At 38.7% G+C, this 20,594-nt stretch carries 17 protein-coding genes and 1 pseudogene; 4 read left to right on the top strand and 14 right to left on the bottom strand.

What is annotated here, in order from left to right; all coding sequences use genetic code 11:
* Window positions 1-23: 23 nt before the first annotated feature.
* From WS44_RS00645 to uvrC, 8 genes are all read right to left on the bottom strand, one after another.
* Window positions 24-1,580 (bottom strand): bifunctional UDP-sugar hydrolase/5'-nucleotidase, encoded by a 1,557-nt coding sequence (locus tag WS44_RS00645; RefSeq protein WP_046432508.1) that lies wholly within the window; start codon window positions 1,578-1,580, stop codon window positions 24-26.
* A gap of 59 nt (window positions 1,581-1,639) precedes the next feature.
* Window positions 1,640-1,828 carry a 50S ribosomal protein L32 gene (gene rpmF / locus WS44_RS00640; protein WP_013437760.1) on the bottom strand — a complete coding sequence of 63 codons (189 nt, stop codon included), beginning with the start codon at window positions 1,826-1,828 and terminating at the stop codon, window positions 1,640-1,642.
* Window positions 1,829-1,928: 100 nt separating this feature from the next.
* On the bottom strand, window positions 1,929-2,180 hold the full coding sequence (locus WS44_RS00635; protein ID WP_013437759.1) for a lipopolysaccharide assembly protein LapA domain-containing protein: 252 nt from the start codon (window positions 2,178-2,180) through the stop codon (window positions 1,929-1,931).
* A gap of 5 nt (window positions 2,181-2,185) precedes the next feature.
* The gene (locus WS44_RS00630; RefSeq protein ID WP_013437758.1) at window positions 2,186-2,980 is read right to left on the bottom strand and encodes an SDR family oxidoreductase; all 795 of its coding nucleotides are present in this window, start codon (window positions 2,978-2,980) and stop codon (window positions 2,186-2,188) included.
* Complete coding sequence (gene rnz / locus WS44_RS00625) at window positions 2,980-3,915, bottom strand: ribonuclease Z (protein ID WP_013437757.1); 936 nt, start codon at window positions 3,913-3,915, stop codon at window positions 2,980-2,982. Before rnz ends, WS44_RS00630 begins: the two co-directional genes overlap by 1 nt.
* Before the next feature lie 18 nt (window positions 3,916-3,933).
* A complete protein-coding gene (locus tag WS44_RS00620) occupies window positions 3,934-5,853 on the bottom strand; it encodes an acyltransferase family protein (RefSeq protein ID WP_022087819.1) in 1,920 nt (639 codons plus the stop codon).
* A gap of 20 nt (window positions 5,854-5,873) precedes the next feature.
* Window positions 5,874-7,178, bottom strand: a complete 1,305-nt coding sequence (obgE, locus tag WS44_RS00615) for a GTPase ObgE (RefSeq protein WP_013641818.1) — start codon at window positions 7,176-7,178, stop codon at window positions 5,874-5,876.
* A 78-nt stretch (window positions 7,179-7,256) separates the two neighbouring features.
* A complete protein-coding gene (gene uvrC, locus WS44_RS00610; protein ID WP_013437754.1) occupies window positions 7,257-9,059 on the bottom strand; it encodes an excinuclease ABC subunit UvrC in 1,803 nt (600 codons plus the stop codon).
* A 137-nt stretch (window positions 9,060-9,196) separates the two neighbouring features.
* Here uvrC and WS44_RS00605 point away from each other — a divergent pair, with 137 nt between their 5' ends.
* Together WS44_RS00605 and WS44_RS00600 are read left to right on the top strand one after the other, a co-directional pair.
* Complete coding sequence (locus WS44_RS00605) at window positions 9,197-9,811, top strand: DedA family protein (RefSeq protein WP_013437753.1); 615 nt, start codon at window positions 9,197-9,199, stop codon at window positions 9,809-9,811.
* Between the two features lie 103 nt (window positions 9,812-9,914).
* Window positions 9,915-11,300: an amino acid permease gene (locus WS44_RS00600; protein ID WP_013437752.1), complete on the top strand. Its 1,386-nt coding sequence runs from the start codon at window positions 9,915-9,917 to the stop codon at window positions 11,298-11,300.
* A gap of 47 nt (window positions 11,301-11,347) precedes the next feature.
* On the opposite strand, the gene WS44_RS00595 is transcribed toward WS44_RS00600, so the two are convergent.
* From WS44_RS00595 to coaBC, 4 genes and pseudogenes are all read right to left on the bottom strand, one after another.
* Window positions 11,348-12,313 (bottom strand): 2-hydroxyacid dehydrogenase family protein, encoded by a 966-nt coding sequence (locus WS44_RS00595; protein ID WP_013641816.1) that lies wholly within the window; start codon window positions 12,311-12,313, stop codon window positions 11,348-11,350.
* 24 nt (window positions 12,314-12,337) lie between these two features.
* A complete protein-coding gene (gene yidA, locus WS44_RS00590) occupies window positions 12,338-13,147 on the bottom strand; it encodes a sugar-phosphatase (protein WP_013437750.1) in 810 nt (269 codons plus the stop codon).
* Between the two features lie 46 nt (window positions 13,148-13,193).
* A pseudogene (locus tag WS44_RS10255) lies at window positions 13,194-13,989 on the bottom strand (aldo/keto reductase).
* 386 nt (window positions 13,990-14,375) lie between these two features.
* Window positions 14,376-15,572, bottom strand: coding sequence for a bifunctional phosphopantothenoylcysteine decarboxylase/phosphopantothenate--cysteine ligase CoaBC (coaBC, locus tag WS44_RS00580; protein WP_046432503.1), 1,197 nt, complete (start codon window positions 15,570-15,572; stop codon window positions 14,376-14,378).
* A gap of 96 nt (window positions 15,573-15,668) precedes the next feature.
* On the opposite strand from coaBC, the gene WS44_RS00575 reads away from it, so the two are divergent.
* Window positions 15,669-15,926, top strand: coding sequence for a hypothetical protein (locus tag WS44_RS00575; protein WP_013437748.1), 258 nt, complete (start codon window positions 15,669-15,671; stop codon window positions 15,924-15,926).
* 105 nt (window positions 15,927-16,031) lie between these two features.
* Window positions 16,032-17,216 carry an aminotransferase class I/II-fold pyridoxal phosphate-dependent enzyme gene (locus tag WS44_RS00570; protein ID WP_014565781.1) on the top strand — a complete coding sequence of 395 codons (1,185 nt, stop codon included), beginning with the start codon at window positions 16,032-16,034 and terminating at the stop codon, window positions 17,214-17,216.
* A 59-nt stretch (window positions 17,217-17,275) separates the two neighbouring features.
* On the opposite strand, the gene aspS is transcribed toward WS44_RS00570, so the two are convergent.
* Both aspS and hisS read right to left on the bottom strand, forming a co-directional pair.
* Complete coding sequence (gene aspS, locus WS44_RS00565; protein WP_014565780.1) at window positions 17,276-19,129, bottom strand: aspartate--tRNA ligase; 1,854 nt, start codon at window positions 19,127-19,129, stop codon at window positions 17,276-17,278.
* A 2-nt stretch (window positions 19,130-19,131) separates the two neighbouring features.
* Window positions 19,132-20,418 carry a histidine--tRNA ligase gene (hisS, locus tag WS44_RS00560; protein WP_013641813.1) on the bottom strand — a complete coding sequence of 429 codons (1,287 nt, stop codon included), beginning with the start codon at window positions 20,416-20,418 and terminating at the stop codon, window positions 19,132-19,134.
* Window positions 20,419-20,594 lie beyond the last annotated feature (176 nt).

The following is a 20,594-nucleotide window of genomic DNA, read 5'->3' as shown; positions in this document are numbered from 1 at the left end:
TCTCACGTGTATTTTTTTGTCTTTTAATAGAACTTGTAATTCTTCTTAGTGTCTACTTGAACATCGCCATGAGTTAAGTATTCGCTAAACATTTGCACGTAATCCTTATCAAGGGTTATTTCAATCTTATCCATGCTGTATTCCGGATAGAAGCCGCCGCCCATTGCACGGTAGTTGTTTACGGCCAAGTGATAAATCTGATCATCTTCAATTGGCTTGCCATGCAAAGTCAATTTAGTTAAGCGTTCACCTTCCGGCTTAGATAAATCGGCTTCATATTCGACAGGATAAAAGACATCAAAGTGATAAAGCATTGGCTTAGGTTTAATCCAGCGATCGATAAAAGTAATCTTGCCATCTTTATCCTTCTTCAAAAATCCTGCACTATGCTCAATAATATGACGCAGCTCTTTACCAGTTAATTTCACTCTGCATAATTGGTTAGCATATGGGTAGTTAAGTAAAATATCTCTCATCGTAACCGTCTTATCAAAGCCTTTAGCAGTCTCACTCATTACGGCAGTAGCTGAAACGTCTGCTTTGGTAAACCACAATTGCATCTGTTGAATCAAATTAATGAATGGTGCGCCTTCAATTCTGCCCTTCATCGCATTTTCAATTCGAGCAGGCTTGTTTAAGTGAGCAATAGGTTGATCGAGCCATTCTTGCGTTCTCTTATCCAAATCAGCTACTTTTTCTACTACTGCTGGATCTGGATCATAATCGTTGGTGTCAATCAACTTGGTAGTCATATTAGTAATCTTCTTAGTTTGATCATCAATATGCAAAACTACTTCTGCTACTGCTTCGCCGCGGTAACCTGGTTGCACGATTGCAGTATCTTTAGTTACCACATTCAAACGACGGTGTTGGTGACCAGTTAAAAAGACATCTACTTCTGGAATCTCGGTTAAAATCTTGTAACCCTCATTTTCACCACGATGAGGTTCCGTGGCCTTGCCTGTTACTGGGTCACTTTCAAAACCGCCGTGATACATTACAGCCAAGACATCAACTTGAGGACGCAAAATTTTAGCATAATGCTTAATCTTTTCATAGGCGGAGGCAAACTTTAAGCCGGCAACATTTTTAGCTGGTTCCCAATGTGGAATATATTGCGTGGTAATCCCTAGAATACCAATCTTAAGTCCATTCTTTTCGATGATGACATATTCCTTGCCAAAGAATGGCACGTTGGTTTCAGCATCCAAAATATTGTCATTGATGATAGGTGCCTTATTTTGATCAACATAGTAGCTTAAATAATCAAGACCAAAGTTGAAGTCATGGTTACCAAGACAGCGTGCATCATAGCCAACTGCGTTGTATGCTTCGGTAAACTTCAACAAATCGTTATAATCACCCGTTGAATGGGTGTAAGAAGCTAATGGAGAACCTTGCAGGCAATCACCAGCATCTGTTACTACAACATGATCTGCACCGTATTTTTCCTTCTCTGACTTAATTACAGAGCTTACTCGGCTTAAGCTGATGGGTGCATCATAGTCGGTTTTATTATGGTAATCAGTTGGCAATAAAAAGCCATGCGTATCACTTGAGTGCAAAAATACTAATTTCATTGTTCTAAATCCTTTTCTTAGGCATAAAAAAAGACACCATCATTACAGGTGTCTTTTAATTAGTTATTGCCGTTATCGTTGCTGTTAACAACTTGACGACCCTTGTAATAACCTTTTGGTGAAACACGGTGGCTTAAGCGGTATTCACCAGTAGTTGCATCATAGTGCATTGCTGGAACACTCAACTTAATGTGACCACGACGTGAACGTTTCTTTTGTTTAGAAGTATGTCTTGCAGGAACTGCCATTTAATTGATCTCCTTTATTGTAGTCTTAAGCTTCAGGACTGAGCGCCCTGAATTACTCACGTGATTCAATGATACTATTCAATTAAGAATAAATCAAGATCTATTCAGTTTTCTTCTTGTTTTTATTCAAAAAAGCAACCTTGTTTTGTGCTTTATGCTCTTGGCTATCGCGTCCGAAAAACCAGGCAATAATCATTCCGATGATCACCATCACTACTAACACCACAATCAAGGGCAATCTAACCTTGAAAAAGCCAAAGTTAATAGCAACTGGTGAAGTATTAAGCACCACGAAAATTACTGCAATTAGGGCAACGACTGAGCCAATAATTAAGTTTCTTTGTTTTTCCATCGCCACTACTTCCTAGAAGCAAATCTCAAGGAAAGTTCATCACCGATGACTGGGAACAAGTTGTAAAGTTTAGCTAATACTGCCAAGCTAAGTGGTACATTAAGCTCACGCTTGTCACTGCCAAAGAAGTGAACCACTTGCCAAGCAACATCGTCTGGATCAAGCATAAACTCCTGAACGTTTTTGACGTAATTGCCAGACTTATCAGCAATGTTAAAGAAGTTAGTGTAAACAGGACCAGGGTTAACGGTCATTACCTTGACGCCAAATGGTTTAAGTTCTAGGCGCAATACATTTGAAAATTGAATGACTGCAGCCTTAGATGCGCTGTAAGCAGCTGATTTAGTAGTTGGCACCTTACCAGCGATTGAACCAAAGTTAATAATTTGACCAGTCTTTTGTTCCATCATGACACGGCCAACAAGTCTAGTGAAGTACATTAAGCCTAAGATGTTTACTTGGAACATGTTGGTTACGTCTTGCATCTTTTGTTCCATAAATTCTTCGAATTTACCAAAACCGGCACAGTTGACTAAGAAATCAATATGCTTTACTTGCTTGGTAATTTCATCAAAGGTCTTTTCAATATCATCAGGCTTACCCATATCTGTTGGGAAGACATAAGCTTCAGCACCTGATAATTCTCTAGCTTCTGCCGCAATTTCTTCCAGACGATCTTTTCTTCTGGCAATCAAAATGACAGTAGCACCACGGCCAGCACTTTCAAGAGCAATTGAACGACCAATGCCACTAGAAGCACCTGTAATAATAACAACTTTATTTCTTAGTGAATCTTTCATTATTCTGCGCCTTTCATCGGAATTTCAATACGATCAAAGTCATTTACCAAAACTGTATTTGGAAATACCTTCTTAGCTTGATTCTCTAATTTCTTAGCTTTTGCTCCCATATAACGAGCAGATATATGGTTCAAACACAACTTCTTAACATTTTCTTGTTTAGCAATTTTAGCTGCCTGAACAGAAGTTGAGTGGTAATAATTGCGAGCCATTTTGCTTTCGTCTCCAGCAAAAGTTGATTCATGAACTAAAACATCCGCATCTTTTGCTAAACGAGCAATGCTTGGCGTTGAGCGGGTATCGTAAATAATCGTGACGATGCGGCCAGGCTTTTCTGGTCCCAAGAAATCTTTTCCATTTAAGACGGTCCCATCAGCCAAGGTCACTTGCTCGCCTCGTTTTAGTTGACCAAGAATTGGCCCGTTAGGGATATTATACTTTGCTAATTTATCAATTAAAAGTTCACCTGGATGAGTAGCCTCAACTACTCTAAAACCAAAGCTTGGAATACGGTGATCTAGTCTGTCCGTATAAACGCGAAAGCCCTTGTCTTCACAAATTAATCCTGGTTCAGATAATTCAACAAACTTAATGGGATAAGAAACTTTGGTTCTTGATATTTGTAAAGACGTACGCACAAATTGCTCAATTCCAGCCGGACCATAAATCGTTAATGGTCCAACATCCCCTTGAAAAGAACGGGTTGATAGCAATCCTGGCAAGCCAAAAATATGATCGCCATGGTTATGTGAGATAAAAATTTTAGTGATTTTGCGTAGTCTAATATTTGTTCTTAAAATTTGATGCTGAGTAGCCTCCCCTACATCAAACAGCCAGATCCCGTTAAGTTCATCTAGTAGCTTTAACGCTACACAAGAAACATTGCGCTGCTTGGATGGCTGCCCTGCACCTGTTCCTAAAAATTGTAATTCCATGAAAATCCTATTTCTATCTTAAAATTTTGAATGTTTAACAATTGTTTTGGTAATAAACGCACTATAATATTTCGATCCTTTTATATTAGGGTGCGTGTGATCACCATAAAACCAATCTGGATGATTCTTCGAATATGAATACCAATCAATTATTATAAGATTATGATACCGTTTTGCACCTTGTCTTAGCAAATCATTCACCGGTTTTTGCCAATCTCTAGTTGGTACATGAACATTAATCCAGAAAACTTTTCTCTTAGGCCCAACTTGATGCATGATTCGATCTAAGTCATCCATCGAGAATGGTCCATTTGTGCCTAAACCAATCAATACGTTATCGGCTAAAACTCCCTGCTTTTGATAACTGTCAAGTAGGCCAAATGCAACATCTAATTGTCTAGAAACAGCCGCATCAACTAAGGCCTTAGGCATTAATTTCTTTAAGTTGTCACTTGAACCGGCCATGACAGAGTCGCCGATTGCAGTAACTTGAATTTTTTGTGCTAACTGCAAATCAAGCTGCGAAATACCATATTTAACATATGATTTATTAACTGGGTGCTTTTTAGCATCTTTTTCCGCTTGTCTAATGATTTTCGACTTATCTTCTTTTTTTTGCTTTTGCTTTTTTAACTTCTTGATCAGCTTAGCATTGTCGCTCTTTTGCTCTTTGGTATTCTTTTGAATTCTTTGAGCAAGTTGAGTCTTATTAAAATCTTCTGCCTTTGCTCTAGGTGAAACAGCAATAGCAATGCTACCTAAAATCAAAATAAATGCTGCAAAAACTGCTTGCGTCTTTTTGATGTAATCCTTAGTCTCTAAATCCAAAATTCGAGCAAAGTAGGCCTTGGTTTTACTCCACGTAATCTTGCCCATTGGCTTTTCAATTAAGCGGTAAGTAATTTCACTTACTAGCAAAATCAAGATGATTTCAATCACATGGTACAGTACCGGATGATCACCAATATTAGTAAATTTATCTTCAAAAAAGATCATGATTGGAAATTGGTAAAGATAAATCCCATAGCTTCTTGAACCAATCCAATCGAAAATGACATTAGTCATAATTCTATTCCAGTGACTGCCTGGATGCGCAATTACTCCGGCAAACACGCAGACAATCAAAGTAAACAAAAGCATCCCACCACAATAAGCAAATGCCTGTTGCGGATTCATTGCCTTTGAGAAGAACATGACCAGCATCAAAATAAAGGAAACTAGTCCAACCAAATCAAGTATTCGTGTATCCTTTTTGGTCACATTAGGATTCAGCTGCTCTATTGGCCAAATAACTGCTAATGCGGCTCCTAAACCTAATGAGAAGAACCGCGTATCCGTTCCATAATAGATACGGTTAATGTCAGCTTTCATTAAATATAGAACCAGCATTTCAATTGCAGATGCTAATGAAAGTCCAATCAAAATCCCAAAAATATTCTTCTTTTTCTTTACTAGTTTTACCAGTAAGAAAATGACAATCGGCCACAAAATGTAGAATTGCCCTTCTACTGACATCGTCCATAGGTTAATAAAAGGCGATTCATTAGCCGCAAAACGTTCAAAGTAGCTTTGACCATTATGAATTTGCCAAAAATTGTAGACATTCAGTAGGTTAGCCAGGACGATCTGATTCAGCTTAGCTAAAAGATTGCGTTGAAACAGAAAAATATACGCCGCACTGAACCATAAAACCGAAATCAGCTGCGGATAAATCTTCTTTATTCTACTTAAATAAAAGTGTTTATTATCGTAATCTCCCGTTCTGTCATATGAATTAAGTATATGATCCGTGACGAGGTAACCTGAGAGCACGAAAAAAATTGGCACACCCAGATATCCTCCCATAAACGAATTAGAATCAAGGTGATAGAGTATTACTCCGATCACCGCTAATGCTCTAAGTCCAGAATACCCTGTAATAAACCGATTTCTTCTCATAATCTATCTCTACTCACATATTATTGTACAAATTCAAAGACAAACTTGCCGATTGCAACATCGTCTCCGTTAACTGCACCCTTTTCACGCAAGGCATCATCTACGCCTAAACGCTTAAGTCTTCTAGCCAAACGCATGATACCATCTTGGTGATCCAAATTGGTCATTTGTACTAATCTCTCCAATTGCTCTCCCTTAACAACGAATTCATGCTCGCCAACTCTTTCAACAGTAAATTCGTTCTTTTGTGGTGCCTTGTACTTGTATTCCTTAGTATTTTCAACAGTCTTAGGTTCTTCTTGTGCACGTTCTTCTTCGACTTCGGCAACCAAGTTAGCAGTATCGCTCATCAACTTGGATACGCCTTGGTGCGTTACACTAGAAATTTCATAAACTGGTTCGTCATTACCTTCTTTTTGCAAAGCTTCCTTAAATTCCTTGAGCTTGTCTTCTGCACTTGGAATATCCATTTGTGAAGCGACAATTAATTCACGCTTCTTAGACAAATCAGTTTCATAATTTTGCAATTCCTTTCTGATGGTGTGATAGTCGTCAATTGCTTTGCGACCATTATTAGGATCCATTGATACTAAGTGCAAAATTACTTTAGTTCTTTCAACGTGGCGCAAGAATTGAATACCTAAACCCACACCTTGGCTAGCACCTTCAATTAAACCAGGCAAGTCAGCCATAGAGAAGTCACGACCATCAGGTAAAATTACCATCCCTAAGTTTGGAGTCAAAGTAGTAAATTGGTAAGCTGCAATCTTTGGCTTAGCTTTAGTTGTTACTGACAAAAGCGTAGATTTACCAACTGATGGGAAACCAACTAAACCTACATCAGCTAGTAACTTAAGTTCTAGGCGTAAAACGCGGTCTTCACCTGGTTCACCGTTTTCGGCAATTTCAGGTGCCGTATTAACACTAGTAGCGAAGTGAATATTACCACGACCGCCACGGCCACCGTGAGCTACAACTAATTCTTGTCCTTTTTCTACTAAATCACCGATTAATTCACCGGTATTAAAATCATAAACTGTTGTCCCAACAGGCACCTTTAAATAAAGGTCTTTAGCAGCTCTACCATATTGAGACTTGATGCGACCATTTTCGCCATTGTCCGCCTTAAATTTACGACGGTAGCGAAAATCCATCAATGTACGCAAACCGCTGTCAGCAACAAAAATAATGCTGCCGCCGCGACCACCGTCGCCGCCAGCTGGTCCGCCATTTGGAACGTACTTTTCGTGGCGGAAAGCCACCATGCCATCGCCGCCTTTTCCGGCTTGTACTTCAATTTTAGTCTGATCAACAAATGTTGGCATGTTTATCTCTTCCTTCCGTCTTAATCTAACTTTTATTACTATACCACACAAACGCGCATTCTTGGGCGTTTTCTAGGTTTACAGCGTCAATTTTATTGTCTGTGCTTGGGTCAAAGTAAGTCCGGCAGCTCGAAGCTCATCAACCGATGCCTCTTTAATCTTCTTTAATGAACCAAAGTTTCTGAGCAGCTTATTTCTACTCTTAGGACCAATGCCTTTAATCGAGTCTAATCGGCTTGATAAAGCATTCTTGGCATGACGTCTTCTATGGAAAGTAATGGCGAAGCGGTGCACTTCATCCTGAATTCTTGTCATTAAGTAAAAACCTTCTGACTTAGGATTAAGCGGGATCAGTTTCAACGGAATACCATTGATCGGATCGCCGAATAACAAGTGGTTTGTTCTGTGCTTATCATCTTTAACCATCCCGGCAACAGGAATATTTAGGTTTAATTCGTTACGCAAAACGTCTTCACAAGCATCTACTTGAATTTGACCACCATCCATCAGGATTAAATCAGGCATTTTTTTATTTTCACGTAAAAGTCGACCATATCGTCTTCTAACAACTTCCCTGGTGTTACGAACTTCATCGCCGCCATTTTGGTGTTCAACTTCACCCTTTAATTTGTACTTTCGGTACGAAGTTTTATCTGGTTCACCATCTTTAAAAACAACTAAGGCCGAAACTGGATCTGCACCTTGAATATGCGAGTGGTCAAAGCTTTCAATAATATGACCATATGGCAAACCTAGAGCATCAAAGATCTCTTTTTGCGCACCCTTAGTTTTACGATTACCTAATTCAAGTAGTCTAAACTTATCATCTAATTTCAACTTGGCATTATCTTTAGCCATATCAAGCAACGCTTTTTTCTGTCCTCTTTGCGGCGTTCTAACTGGAACTTTTAATACTTCCGCCAAAGTATCGTTATCAAGGCCAGTAGGAACTAAGACTTCCTTTGGCAAAACGCGGTTTCTTTGCCCATAAAATTGCACAATAAATGAAGTAAATGCATCTTCTGGATCAGTTGTATCCGTTAAAGGAAACATTCTGGTTTCTCTTCTAAGTAGCTTAGCCTGACGCAAGAAGAAAATCTGTATTGAAATCCAAGATTTATCAACGTAGTAGTTGAAGATATCGCGTTGAGTGTTGTCGTTAGAAATGATTTTCTGCTTTTCAACCGTTTCTTCAATATACTTCAATTGATCTCGAATTTCGGCTGCGCGTTCGAATTCCAACTGCTCAGAAGCCTTTTCCATCTTGGCGGTCAAGTCTTGCTTTACTTCTGCAATATCACCATTCAAAAAGCTCTTAATCTTCTTAATTTGCTCGTCATATTCTTTTTGCGGCACCTTTTTAAAGCAGGCCCCTAAACACTGCCCCATATGATAGTAAAGACACGGGCGGCCTTGGTAGCCATGGCAGCGTCTTAATGGATAAACTTTTTGGATAAACTTTAACGTAGCCTGGGCCGCATAAACGTTAGGATATGGGCCAAAGTAATAACCACCATCCTTATGCACGATACTGGTCAGGCGCGTTTGCGGATCATGTTCGCGCGTAATTTCAATGTAAGGATAGCCTGTCCCCTGCTTTAACTGCACGTTGTAATATGGCTGATATTTTTTAATTAAAGTAATTTCTAGTAAAAAAGCTTCCTTATCAGTAGAAACCGTAATAATGTCATAGTCTCGAATTTCACGCACTAATTCAGCACGCCGTCCTACTTGCTTACTCTTAAAGTATGAACGCACTCTATTTTTTAAATTTTTGGATTTACCAACATAAATAACCGTGCCATTGATATCTTTCATTAAGTAGCAGCCCGGTTTTTCTGGTAATAGCTTCAACTTATTCTCAATTAATTGTGTTGCCATTCTATCGCACCCCAATAAAAAATTCGCACTAAATAGTTTAACACAGCTTTTTTAAGAAGATATTAACTTTGCTTATAGAAATAGCTATCTAGACCAAAACTTGCTATATTAAAAGAAAACGCTTAGGAGAAATACCGATGACTAATATAGTTTTTGATTTAATTAACCAATTTGGCTACATGGCCATCAGCTTTTTAATTGCGGTTGAAAATATCTTCCCGCCTATTCCTTCAGAAGTAATCCTTTCATTTGCAGGATTTGCGACGCATCACTCGCAAATGACCGTTTCCTTAGTGATAATCGCCGCCACAATCGGTGCCACTTTAGGAGCAATCATTCTCTATTGGATCGGAACTTTACTGAGTGAGGACCGTCTTGAAAAAGTATTTAATCATAAAATGTTCAAGATGCTTGGTTTCAAAAAGGGTGATGTTAAAAAGGCAATTGCCTGGTTTGATAAATATGGAACAGGCGCAATTTTCTATGGTCGTTGCATCCCCGTTATCAGAAGTTTAATCTCTATTCCAGCAGGTACCGCTCACGTTAAGCTTTCCAAGTTTTTAATTTACACTACTCTTGGTAGTTTGATCTGGAACATCATTTTAGTTTCATTAGGATCCTACATGGGTGAAAATTGGCAAGTCATCGTGAATATCTTTGAAGAATACTCATTGATCATTGCCGTTTTCATCATCATTGCCCTTATCTATGGCTCATTTAAATGGTACAAAACAAAAATAAAGGCTGATTAGACTAAAAGCACTATTTTAATAGTGCTTTTTTGCCCTTCAAGAAATTAAAAATATCATGTAAAATTAATCTATCTTTACATATTACATAGAGGGGAATGTTGCGATGAAATTTCACATATTTAGAAAACAAAGCATTCAAAACTACTTAGGAAAAGATATCAAGTTTTCCAAAACAATGAATGCCCTCGACCTAATGTCACTTGGGGTTGGTGCAGTTATCGGGACTGGGATCTTTATTCTGCCTGGTACGGTAGCTGCTACAGCTGCTGGGCCTGGAGTTAGTTTGTCATTCATGGTCGCAGCAATCGTGTGCGCCTTTGCCGGAATGTGTTATGCCGAGTTTGCTTCCGCAATTCCAGTTGCTGGTAGTGCTTATTCATACGGTAACATCGTTTACGGCGAGTTCACCGGTTGGATCATTGGTTGGGCCTTAATCTTGGAATACATGCTATCTGTGGCTACCGTTGCCGCAGGTTGGTCATCATACTTTAGTTCATTTATTAGTCCGTTTGGCTTAAAAATTCCTAAGGCCGTTTCAGGGCCAATGAATTTGTCACATGGCGTTTACTTTGACCTTGTTTCTGTTTTAATAATTTTGATTATTAGTATCCTGCTGTCACGTGGAATGAAAAATTCCATCAAGATTAACGTTGTTGCGGTTTTCATTAAGATTGCGATTATTTTGATCTTCATCTTTGTGGGGATGCAATTTATTAAGTCAAGCAATTATCACCCATTCTTGCCATACCACGCTTCTGGTGTGATTAAAGGTGCAACTACCGTTTTCTTTGCTTTCTTAGGCTTTGACGTTGTTTCTTCATCAGCTGCCGAAGTTAAGAATCCTAAGAAGAATATGCCACTAGGCATTATTGGTACTCTAGCAATTGCGGCTGTCCTTTACTTTGGCGTTTCCATTGTCTTGACAGGAATGGTTAAATACACCAAGTTAAACGTAGCTAATCCGGTTGCTTTTGCCTTACAATATGTCCACCAAGACTGGGTAGCCGAATTATTATCATTTGGTGCCATGCTAGGAATGGCAACCATGATGCTCACGATGATCTATTCAAGTTCGCGTTTAATTTACGCCATGGCTAGAGATGGTCTTTTACCAGCAACTTTCAGTAAGCTTGATAAAAAGCACCATTCTCCTCAAAATGCCTTAGTTGCAGTAACAATTATTATTGCCTTAGGTGCGGCATTCTTCTCAGTAGATCAATTAGCCAACTTGGTTAACTTTGGCACATTATTTGCCTTCACCTTAGTATCATTTGGTATTTTAAAATTAAGAAAGAGGACAGATATCGTTAACGACGGTTTCAAGGTTCCTGGTTATCCATACCTGCCAATCATTTCTGGCTTAATCTGTATCTTTATGATTTGTCACTTAAGCTCAGAAGTTTACTTAATGGCTGCAATTTGGTTAATCCTTGGGACAGTTATCTACTTCGTTTATGGTTATCGTCACAGTCAACTAGAACATGAATAAAATAAAAAAAGCGGCTTAGCCGCTTTTTTGTTTTACTCTAACTTATTTTAGTTAACTTGGTTAACAGCTTTACCATCTTTGAAGAATGATAAAACATTGTTAGCTGCTTCTTTAGATAAATTGAATCTAGCAACGTGAGTAGCTGAGCCGACGTGTGGAGTCATGATTACGTTATCCATGTCTACCAATTCTTGCTTAGGATGTGGTTCATTTTCAAAGACATCTAAAGCTGCACCTGCAATCTCACCATTCTTTAAAGCGGCAATCAAAGCATCACTATCAACTAGTGAACCGCGAGCTACATTGATCAAATATGCCGTTTCTTTCATTTCTTTAAAGACATCAGCATTAATAATGTGGTAAGTTTCATCAGTTGCTGGAGCATGCAATGATAAAAAGTCGGCTTCCTTAATTAAGGTATCAAAGTCAACGTACTTAGCATTTAATTCTGCTTCTAATTCATTATCAAGTTGGTGACGATTGTGGTAAATAACCTTCATCCCCAATGCCTTAGCAAAACGAGCTACTTGTTGGCCAATTCTGCCCATACCTAAAATAGCTAAAGTCTTGCCTTCAATCGTGTAGCCTTGGTTATCATATTCGTCAGCATCTAAAAATACGCCTTCACGCAAAGCATGGTCATAATAGCGCAAGCGACGAGCTGAAGCCATAATCATGGTTAAAGTCAATTCAGCAGTTGGACGCAATACGCTCTTAGGACAGTTTGAAACAACAATTCCCTTTTCCTTAGCGTATTCCACATCTACATGATCAAAACCTACACCGTAAGTAGAAATTATCTTCAAATTCTTGGCAGCATCAATCATTTCTTTATCAAAAGCCATCTTTGCCACAATGACACCGTCATAATCTGCAATATGATCTAATACCCATTCACGATCATCATGTAAGCGATGGCCTGCTGGACCAACTGTAACATCGCATTCCTTTTCTAAATCAGTAAGCGAATCTTTTCTCAATCCACCCAAAATTAAAATCTTTGCTTTACTCATTATGAAGCCTCTATTCCATATCCTTTATAAAATTTTGTTAATTGCGACCGCCACTCCGTCATGATCACAATCTGCAGTAATTTCATCTGCATGCTTTTTAGTATAGTCCACTGCGTTGCCCATCGCCACACCTAAACCAGCATATTTTAACATTGGCATATCATTTGCTTGATCACCCAAAGCCATCACGTTTTCTGGTTTAACCTTAAGGTAATCACACAGGCGCTTAAGACCAGTTCCTTTATCAACGCCGGCTGCCGTTGCTTCAAAATAAAATGGTTCAGTTTTGGAGAAAACGACGCGATCTTTCATTTGCTCAAAAAGCGGACTGGTAATTTTACTATCCAAATAATCTGGATCATCAATGTACATGCATTTGATAATCGGTATTTGCTTCATTTCTTCTGGTGTACGATATGAGACTTCCAGTTTAACCACCCGCGAGTTATAAATCGTGTAGTGTCCTAAATCACGATTAGAGGTGTAAATTCGATCTAAACTAACGCTATGAAAATGCAGATTCAATTTGCGTGCAATTGCTTCTAGATCAACATAGTCTTCATATCTTAGCCCTTGTTTAAAAATTACTTGGCCACTGGTTGATTCAACTACTGCGCCATTAAAGCTGACTACATATTGGTTATCTTGATTGTTTAAACCTAATTCATCCAAATAACGTTGTGCACCAGATAATGGTCTTCCTGTGCAGATCACTATTTGTTTACCTTGATTTTTGGCATCTAACACTGCCTTTTTAACGGCAGGGGTAATTTCTTTTTTAGAGTTTACTAAAGTACCATCAATATCAATGGCGATTAAATCTATCTTTTTCATTTTTCTTTTTAAAATAAATAAAGCACCGCTTTTTCAGCAATGCTTATTAAACTGACATGGCCTGAGTGTTTTCTTTTAATTTAACTAGTTCGTCCATATCTTCGTTACTAATTTCAAAATCAACACTCAAGTTATCTTTCATTTCACTGACATTGTCACTCTTCGGTAAAACGATACAGCCTAGTTGCAAGTCGAAGGCAAGCATCAATTGTACAGGACTTACGCCATATTTTTTAGCATATTCATTGATCTTACGATCCTTAAGTAAACGTCCGTGAGCAAGTGGTGAATATGCTTCGATTTGAATTCCTAAGTTCTCACAATATTTCATCAAATCTGTTGGCACATGTCCAATATGAACTTCGATCTGGTTAACAGCTGGCTTAATCGTACCATTATTAACAATGTTAGCCACATCTTCTTGCAAGAAATTAGACACACCAATTGATCTAACTTTACCGGCCTTCAAAGTGACGGTCATTGGTTCTATTTACTTCAATCCAAGGCTGCGGTGAGTGAATCAGAAGCATGTCAATGTATTCTAAGCTGAAGCGATCCAAAGCTTTATCAATTGCCTTCTTAGTGCCCTCATAGTCTTTGACAGCAGTTGGCAATTTAGTTGTTAAATATATATCACTACGTTAAACATCGGAATTCCAAATTTCCTTGCCTACGCCATTCTGATTACCATAGTCTCTTGCGGTATCAAAAGCGCGGTAACCAACACTAATGGCCTGACGAACGACTTTTTTTACGTCATCATTATTGATTAGCCAAGTACCTAATTGTATCTGAGGAATCTTTATTCCGTTGTTAAGCGTTAAAGTTTTATCAGAGTACATACAGAACCTGCTGTGAATAGCATACACCAAATATTATTCAAATCCTATACATATACTTATAATTTTTACTTTTTAACAAAATTGTCATTTTAAATAACAGAGCAAAAAACGCGATGAAATAGGCTTTAGCGATATTTCTTTGCAGATTATCAGTAATTTCTTAGACGAGATTTTATATCCAAAAAAAGAAAGGGCTGATTTCATAAACCATCAACTCTTTCTCTTCAGTCTCTTAATTCCCGCAACCTATAATACTAGTTTTCTGTACTAAAACAAGCACAATTATCGTATCTTTGCACAATTTTGGTTATTTTTTATAGTCAGAGTCCTATTGCAATGCTATTTGTATAGATTGCTTGCGTTATGTTACAAAAATATTACATTAATCATTTATGCATAAAGTTATTCACGTATATCAATAATTTCTTAGCAATTACTTTTTTACTCATCTCAGGCCATTCATCGATCGTGCCATCTTGCTTAAGGATAGTCACCTTATCATTATCATTGCCAAAGACATTTTGCGAAACGTCGTTAGCCACGATCAGATCTGCTCCTTTTTCATGCAGCTTCTTTTCCGCATTCTTTAGCAAATCATTTGTTTCAGCAGCAAAACCAACTACTAATTGCCCTGGATTTTTATGTTTGGCCACTTCACGTAAAATGTCTTTCGTTTTAACTAAAGTTAATTTCAAAGTAGCTTGATTTGCCTGCTTTTTCAATTTATGGTCGGCCACTTTAGCCATCTTCCAATCAGCTACGGCAGCCGCCATAATTAACACATCACTTTTGGTAAATTCATGCTTTACTTTTGTTAACATTTCTTCGCTACTTGCAGTATGATACAATTCAATCTTTTCATCTTGCGGCAAGGCAACTGTAACATTCCCATAAATTAATTTTACTTTTGCGCCCATCTCGGCAGCGGCTTGAGCAATAGAAATTCCCATTTTGCCACTAGAACGATTCCCAATAAAGCGAACTGGATCAATTGCTTCTTCTGTTCCTCCGGCGGTGACGATAATGGTTTTATCTTTTAAGATTTCTTTTTGTTGCAAAAAGTTTTCTACCCAAGCAGAGATTTGTTCTGTCTCAGGCATTCTACCTTTAGCAGCATATCCTTCCGCCAGCATTCCCACCGCTGGCTCCATAATCTGCACTTGATTTTCTTTTAAAAATTGCAAATTGCGTTGAGTAGCAGGATTACTCCACATCTGATCATTCATTGCAGGCACAACCAATTTTGGTGCGCTTGTTGCCAGAATCGTGGTACTAGCGGCATCATCAGCTAGACCATTAGCCATTTTAGCAATAAAGTTAGCCGTTGCTGGAACAACTAAGGCTAAGTCAGTCCAGCGAGCCAAATGAACATGCGGTATGCTAGCTTCATTTTCTTTTTTCCATAGATTATCCAATACTGGATACTTAGTCAATGCGGCCAATGTATTAGAAGTAACCAGACGTTCCGCATTTTTAGTCATTACTACCCGTACTTCATGACCACTTTTTTCAAGATTTCGCACGACTTGCACGGCTTTATACATAGCAATGCCGCCTGTCATATAGACTGCTACTTTTGCCATTTTTTATTCCTTCTTCTCAAACAAATTTATTTTTATTTTATCATTATTGCTAAAAATAGTAGAATAACGGTTAGGGATAAATTTTTGGAGGATAAAATGAAGCTTATAATAAAATTATCGCTGGTTGCCTTAAGTCTTGCTTCACTAGCTGGCTGTAGCAAGCAGGCACAACCAAAACCACCTAACAAAGAAATTACTACAGTTAAAGTAATTAATCAGCCAGTTTCTTTGAAAAAGAAGAATAGAGTTAAACCACCTACTAGACCTTTGCCGCTACTTCCATGGCAAAAACCAGTTCACGAAAAGAAAGCGATTTATACCAATTCTAATGGTATTTTAAAAGATAATTCTTAGAGGAGTGACATATAGTAACTTCTTTTTTGATTGAGTATAAAAAGGTTGTCATCTTCATTTCTGTACTTTAGAATCTATATTAATACAGAAAGGAACTTTACTTATATGCCAAATTTATCTAGTGATTTAAAATCAATTATCAATACTAACCTTAGTAACTTATCCGCTTCAAAAATTCGTGCATTTGATCAAAAAGTTTCAGGCATCCCTGGCATTATCAAGTTAACTATTGGTGAGCCTGATCTTGCTACACCAGATCATATTAAAAAGGCTGCCATTCGCGACATTAACGATGATGACTCACACTACGCACCACAAGCTGGTAAACCTCAACTACTTAAAGCAATCAGCTGCTACCTTGACCGTTCCATCGGTGTTCATTATGATCCCAAAGATGAAATCTGCGTCACTGTTGGTGCAACCGGTGCTTTAAACGACGTCTTTATGACTTTGCTTAATCCTGGGGACAAGATTATCGTTCCTACTCCAGTTTGGGCACTATACTTCCAGTTGATCAAGATGACTGGTGCTACCCCTATTCAACTTGATACTAAAAAAGACGGTTTCATTTTAACGCCTGAACATTTGCGTCACGTTTTAAACGGTCGCGGCAAGGGAGCAAAGGCAATCATCTTGACCGACCCATCCAACCCGACCGGCCGTGTTTATGCTAAAGAAACTTTGCAACAACTAGCCGAAGTAATTAAAGAATACAAAATCTATTCAATTACTGATGAGATCTACGCTGAACTCGTTTATGGCAATGCGGAACATCATTCATTGTCCGAATATATTCCAGATCGCAATATTTTAATTTCTGGTTTATCTAAAGCATACGCAATGACTGGGTGGCGTTTAGGTTACATCGCTGCTCCTAAGCAAATCATGCAGAGCATTCAAAAAGTTAATGCCTTTTTAGTAACCTCTGTGACTGACAATGTGCAAATGGCTGCCGTTGAGGCATTGAACAATGGTCAAAGTGATCCTGCTGAAGCAAGAGCAATCTATGAAAAGCGGCTGCAATTTATGCAAACCGGCTTGGAAAAGCTTGGTTTTGAAATGGCTACGCCACAAGGTGCCTTTTATATCTTTGCCAAAATTCCTGAAAAATATGGCATCGATGATGAACAATTTGCTTTTGAATTGGCACAAAAGGCTAAAGTTGGCGTAACTCCTGGTCGTTATTTTGGTAAAGGCGGCGAAGGCTACGTAAGACTATCTTATGCATCATCAACTGAACAATTACACGAAAGTTTAAAGCGAATTACCGATTTCGTTAACGATTTATAAAATAAAAGCAAAAAATAGACTTCCTTTTCGGAAGTCTATTTTTTGCTTTTATTTAAAGATTACTTGTCCCAAGTTGAGTTTTCTTCGGCATCTTCTGCAGCCATCTTTTCAAGACGTTCTTCAGTTGCCTTAACACTGTCTTGGTACTTATCTTCAACTTCAATACCTAAGTCAGCTAATTGTTGATCTGCTACTGGAGCTGGAGCGTGCATCATTGGTTCTGAAGCACTAGCGTTCTTAGGGAATGCCAATACGTCACGAATATTATCCTTGTTAGCAAGCATCATAGCAAATCTGTCAAGACCAATTGCAAGACCTGCGTGTGGTGGGAAGCCCATGTCCAAAGCATCCATTAAGTAACCAAATTGTTCGTAAGCACGCTTCTTAGTGAAACCAAGTGCCTTAAACATGTTTTCTTGGATTGAACGCTTGTGGATACGGATTGAACCACCACCCATTTCGTCACCGTTCATAACGATGTCGTAACTACGTGCGTGTGCCTTGTGTGGTTCAGTAGTCAAAAGCTTTACACCTTCATCATCTGGCATGGTGAATGGGTGGTGAGCTGCTACCCAACGGCCAAGACCTTCATCGTATTCGAATAATGGCCAGTCAACAACCCAGACAAAGTCATAAACGCCCTTAGGAATAATACCAGTTTCCTTAGCGAATTCACGACGAAGGTGGTTCAATGAGTCACAAATTACCTTCCACTTGTCAGCAACAAATACTACTAATTCGCCGCCTTCAAGGTCGAATTCCTTCTTCAAAGCTTCCTTGTTGTCATCAGTCAAGAAACGAGCAACAGGACCTGAGAATTCATCATCTTCGTACTTAACCCAAGCTAAACCCTTAGCGTGGAAACGCTTGATGAAGTCAGCCTTCTTGTCAAGCTTCTTACGTGAGTATTCCTTAGCACCGTTCTTAACAGCAATACCCTTAACAAAGCCGCCATCAGCAATTGCACCTGAGAATACCTTGAAGTCGCTGTCCTTAAAGATTGAGCTTAAGTCATGGATAAGCATGCCGTAACGAGTATCAGGCTTGTCACTACCGTACTTGTTCATTGCGTCAGTCCAAGTAATACGCTTAATAGGAGTCTTAAGGTCAATCCCCTTAACATCCTTCATAATCTTCTTCAAAAGACCTTCAGTGTAGCCTTGGATAGTTTCTTCGTCAGCAAATGACATTTCCATATCGATTTGAGTAAATTCTGGTTGACGATCACCACGTAAGTCTTCGTCACGGAAACAACGTGCCAATTGGTAGTACTTATCAAAGCCAGCACCCATCAAAAGTTGCTTGAACAATTGTGGTGATTGTGGAAGTGCGTAGAAGCTACCTGGGTAAATTCTTGAAGGAACTAAGTAGTCACGTGCACCTTCTGGAGATGACTTACCTAAAATTGGAGTTTCAATATCGATAAAGCCGTTTTCGTCAAAGAATTCGTGAGTAGCACGCAAAATCTTTGAACGTAAGATAATAGCTTGTTGAACTTCTGGACGACGAAGATCAAGGTAACGGTACTTTAATCTAGTTTGTTCAGAAATATCAACACCATTCTTAATTTCAAACGGAGGGTTCTTAGCCTTGTTCAAGATGATGATTTCAGTAGCATCAACTTCTACTTGACCAGTCTTCATGTCAGGGTTTACTTCTGAACGCTTAACAACCTTACCCTTAACTTGAAGAACGTATTCGTTACCAAGTGAGTCAGCAATATCCATCAATTCCTTACCGGAATCCTTGTTAACAACGATTTGTACTAAACCTTCACGATCACGCAAATCGATGAAAACCAAGTTACCAAGGTTACGTACACGTTGTACCCAACCATAAAGGTTTACATCTTGGCCAATATATTTTTCAGTAATATTGCCACAATAGTCTGTTCTTTCTTCGATCTTTTCCATTGTTAATCCTCTAAATCCTTCATTACCTTACTCATATCATTGATGTCTTCAAGACTTAAATCAATGGTCTTACCATCAGCTAAACGCTTGATATTCAAAACGCCGTTTTCAAGTTCCTTTTCACCTAAAGTAATTACATACTTAGCATGATCACGGTCAGCCTTCTTGAATTGTGCCTTAAGCTTCTTTTGGTTAACATCAAAATCAGCTTCAAAGCCTTGCTTGCGCAAACTTCTAGTAATTTCAATAGCCTTTTGAGCAGTACCATCACCAATATTAGTGATGAAGAAATCAATGCCTCTATTTTCAAATAAAGCTGGATTCTGCTTTTCCAAAACAAGCATTAATCTTTCTTCACCAATACCGAAACCAACAGCTGGTGTAGCTGGGCCGTTGAATTCTTCAACTAAGTGATCGTAACGACCACCACCCAAAATAGTAGTAGCTGATTCCCAAAGGCTCTTATCTTCAACCATGAATTCAAAGATTACGCCAGTGTAGTAATCAAGACCACGAACCAAGTCATCGTCGATAACATAGTCAATGCCCAATTGATCAAGCATCTTCAAAATTGATTCGAAGTTTTGCTTTGAATCATCATCAAGGAAGTCACGAATCTTAGGAGCATCTGGCAAGAACTTCTTGTCGCGATCATCTTTAGAATCCAAAATACGTAATGGGTTATCACGCAATCTTCTTTGAGAATCTTCAGATAATTCATCCTTAACTGGAGTGAAGTAGTTTACAAGTGCATCGTGGTAATCCTTACGTACTTGTTCATTGCCCAAAGTATTGATGTGAAGTTGATAGTTCTTAACGCCTAATTCAGCAAGCAAGTCGTGACCCATCATAATGGTTTGAACATCAGCAAGTGGATTACTTGAACCGAAGCTTTCTACACCGATTTGGTGGAATTCACGTTGACGACCTGCTTGAGGACGTTCGTATCTAAAAGTTGATTCCATGTAAAATACGTTAAATGGCTTAACTACTTCTGGTGCGTACATTTTATCTTCAACGTAAGCACGAACTACCCCGGCAGTTCCTTCTGGACGAAGGGCAATATGACGACCACCCTTATCATTGAAGTCGTACATTTGCTTTTCTACGATTTCAGAACTATCACCGCTTGAACGTGAGAAAATTTCGTAGTTTTCAAAACTTGGCGTACGAATTTCACGGTAGTTGGCACGGTTGAAGAAATTTCTTGCAGTTTCTTCGACCTTTTGCCATGAACCGGATTGTTCAGGCAAAATATCGACTGTACCTTTTGGTTTTTGTACTCTCATTTAATCATCCTTTTTTATTTTGATAACTTTATTAATAAAAAAACGCCCTTGAACTAAAATCAAGGGCGCTTAAATTAGCACGGTACCACCTTTTTGGTTGCTGCGATTAACGCTCGCCAGACGATCCATTATCTGTTAAAGGTGTCACAGACCGCTATCTATCTGCTCTCTCACCA

This window comes from Lactobacillus sp. N54.MGS-719 (genome assembly GCF_000980505.1).
In the GTDB taxonomy this organism is placed as follows: Bacteria; Bacillota; Bacilli; order Lactobacillales; family Lactobacillaceae; genus Lactobacillus; species Lactobacillus amylovorus.
This window is presented reverse-complemented; position numbering and strand designations above follow the sequence as displayed.

Bases quoted from the DNA above. Each gene is read 5' to 3' on its own strand.
- WS44_RS00645 (WP_046432508.1), bottom strand. From the start codon at position 1,580: ATGAAATTAGTATTTTTGCACTCAAGTGATACGCATGGCTTTTTATTG.
- rpmF (WP_013437760.1), bottom strand. From the start codon at position 1,828: ATGGCAGTTCCTGCAAGACATACTTCTAAACAAAAGAAACGTTCACGT.
- WS44_RS00635 (WP_013437759.1), bottom strand. From the start codon at position 2,180: ATGGAAAAACAAAGAAACTTAATTATTGGCTCAGTCGTTGCCCTAATT.
- WS44_RS00630 (WP_013437758.1), bottom strand. From the start codon at position 2,980: ATGAAAGATTCACTAAGAAATAAAGTTGTTATTATTACAGGTGCTTCT.
- rnz (WP_013437757.1), bottom strand. From the start codon at position 3,915: ATGGAATTACAATTTTTAGGAACAGGTGCAGGGCAGCCATCCAAGCAG.
- WS44_RS00620 (WP_022087819.1), bottom strand. From the start codon at position 5,853: ATGAGAAGAAATCGGTTTATTACAGGGTATTCTGGACTTAGAGCATTA.
- obgE (WP_013641818.1), bottom strand. From the start codon at position 7,178: ATGCCAACATTTGTTGATCAGACTAAAATTGAAGTACAAGCCGGAAAA.
- uvrC (WP_013437754.1), bottom strand. From the start codon at position 9,059: ATGGCAACACAATTAATTGAGAATAAGTTGAAGCTATTACCAGAAAAA.
- WS44_RS00605 (WP_013437753.1), top strand. From the start codon at position 9,197: ATGACTAATATAGTTTTTGATTTAATTAACCAATTTGGCTACATGGCC.
- WS44_RS00600 (WP_013437752.1), top strand. From the start codon at position 9,915: ATGAAATTTCACATATTTAGAAAACAAAGCATTCAAAACTACTTAGGA.
- WS44_RS00595 (WP_013641816.1), bottom strand. From the start codon at position 12,313: ATGAGTAAAGCAAAGATTTTAATTTTGGGTGGATTGAGAAAAGATTCG.
- yidA (WP_013437750.1), bottom strand. From the start codon at position 13,147: ATGAAAAAGATAGATTTAATCGCCATTGATATTGATGGTACTTTAGTA.
- coaBC (WP_046432503.1), bottom strand. From the start codon at position 15,572: ATGGCAAAAGTAGCAGTCTATATGACAGGCGGCATTGCTATGTATAAA.
- WS44_RS00575 (WP_013437748.1), top strand. From the start codon at position 15,669: ATGAAGCTTATAATAAAATTATCGCTGGTTGCCTTAAGTCTTGCTTCA.
- WS44_RS00570 (WP_014565781.1), top strand. From the start codon at position 16,032: ATGCCAAATTTATCTAGTGATTTAAAATCAATTATCAATACTAACCTT.
- aspS (WP_014565780.1), bottom strand. From the start codon at position 19,129: ATGGAAAAGATCGAAGAAAGAACAGACTATTGTGGCAATATTACTGAA.
- hisS (WP_013641813.1), bottom strand. From the start codon at position 20,418: ATGAGAGTACAAAAACCAAAAGGTACAGTCGATATTTTGCCTGAACAA.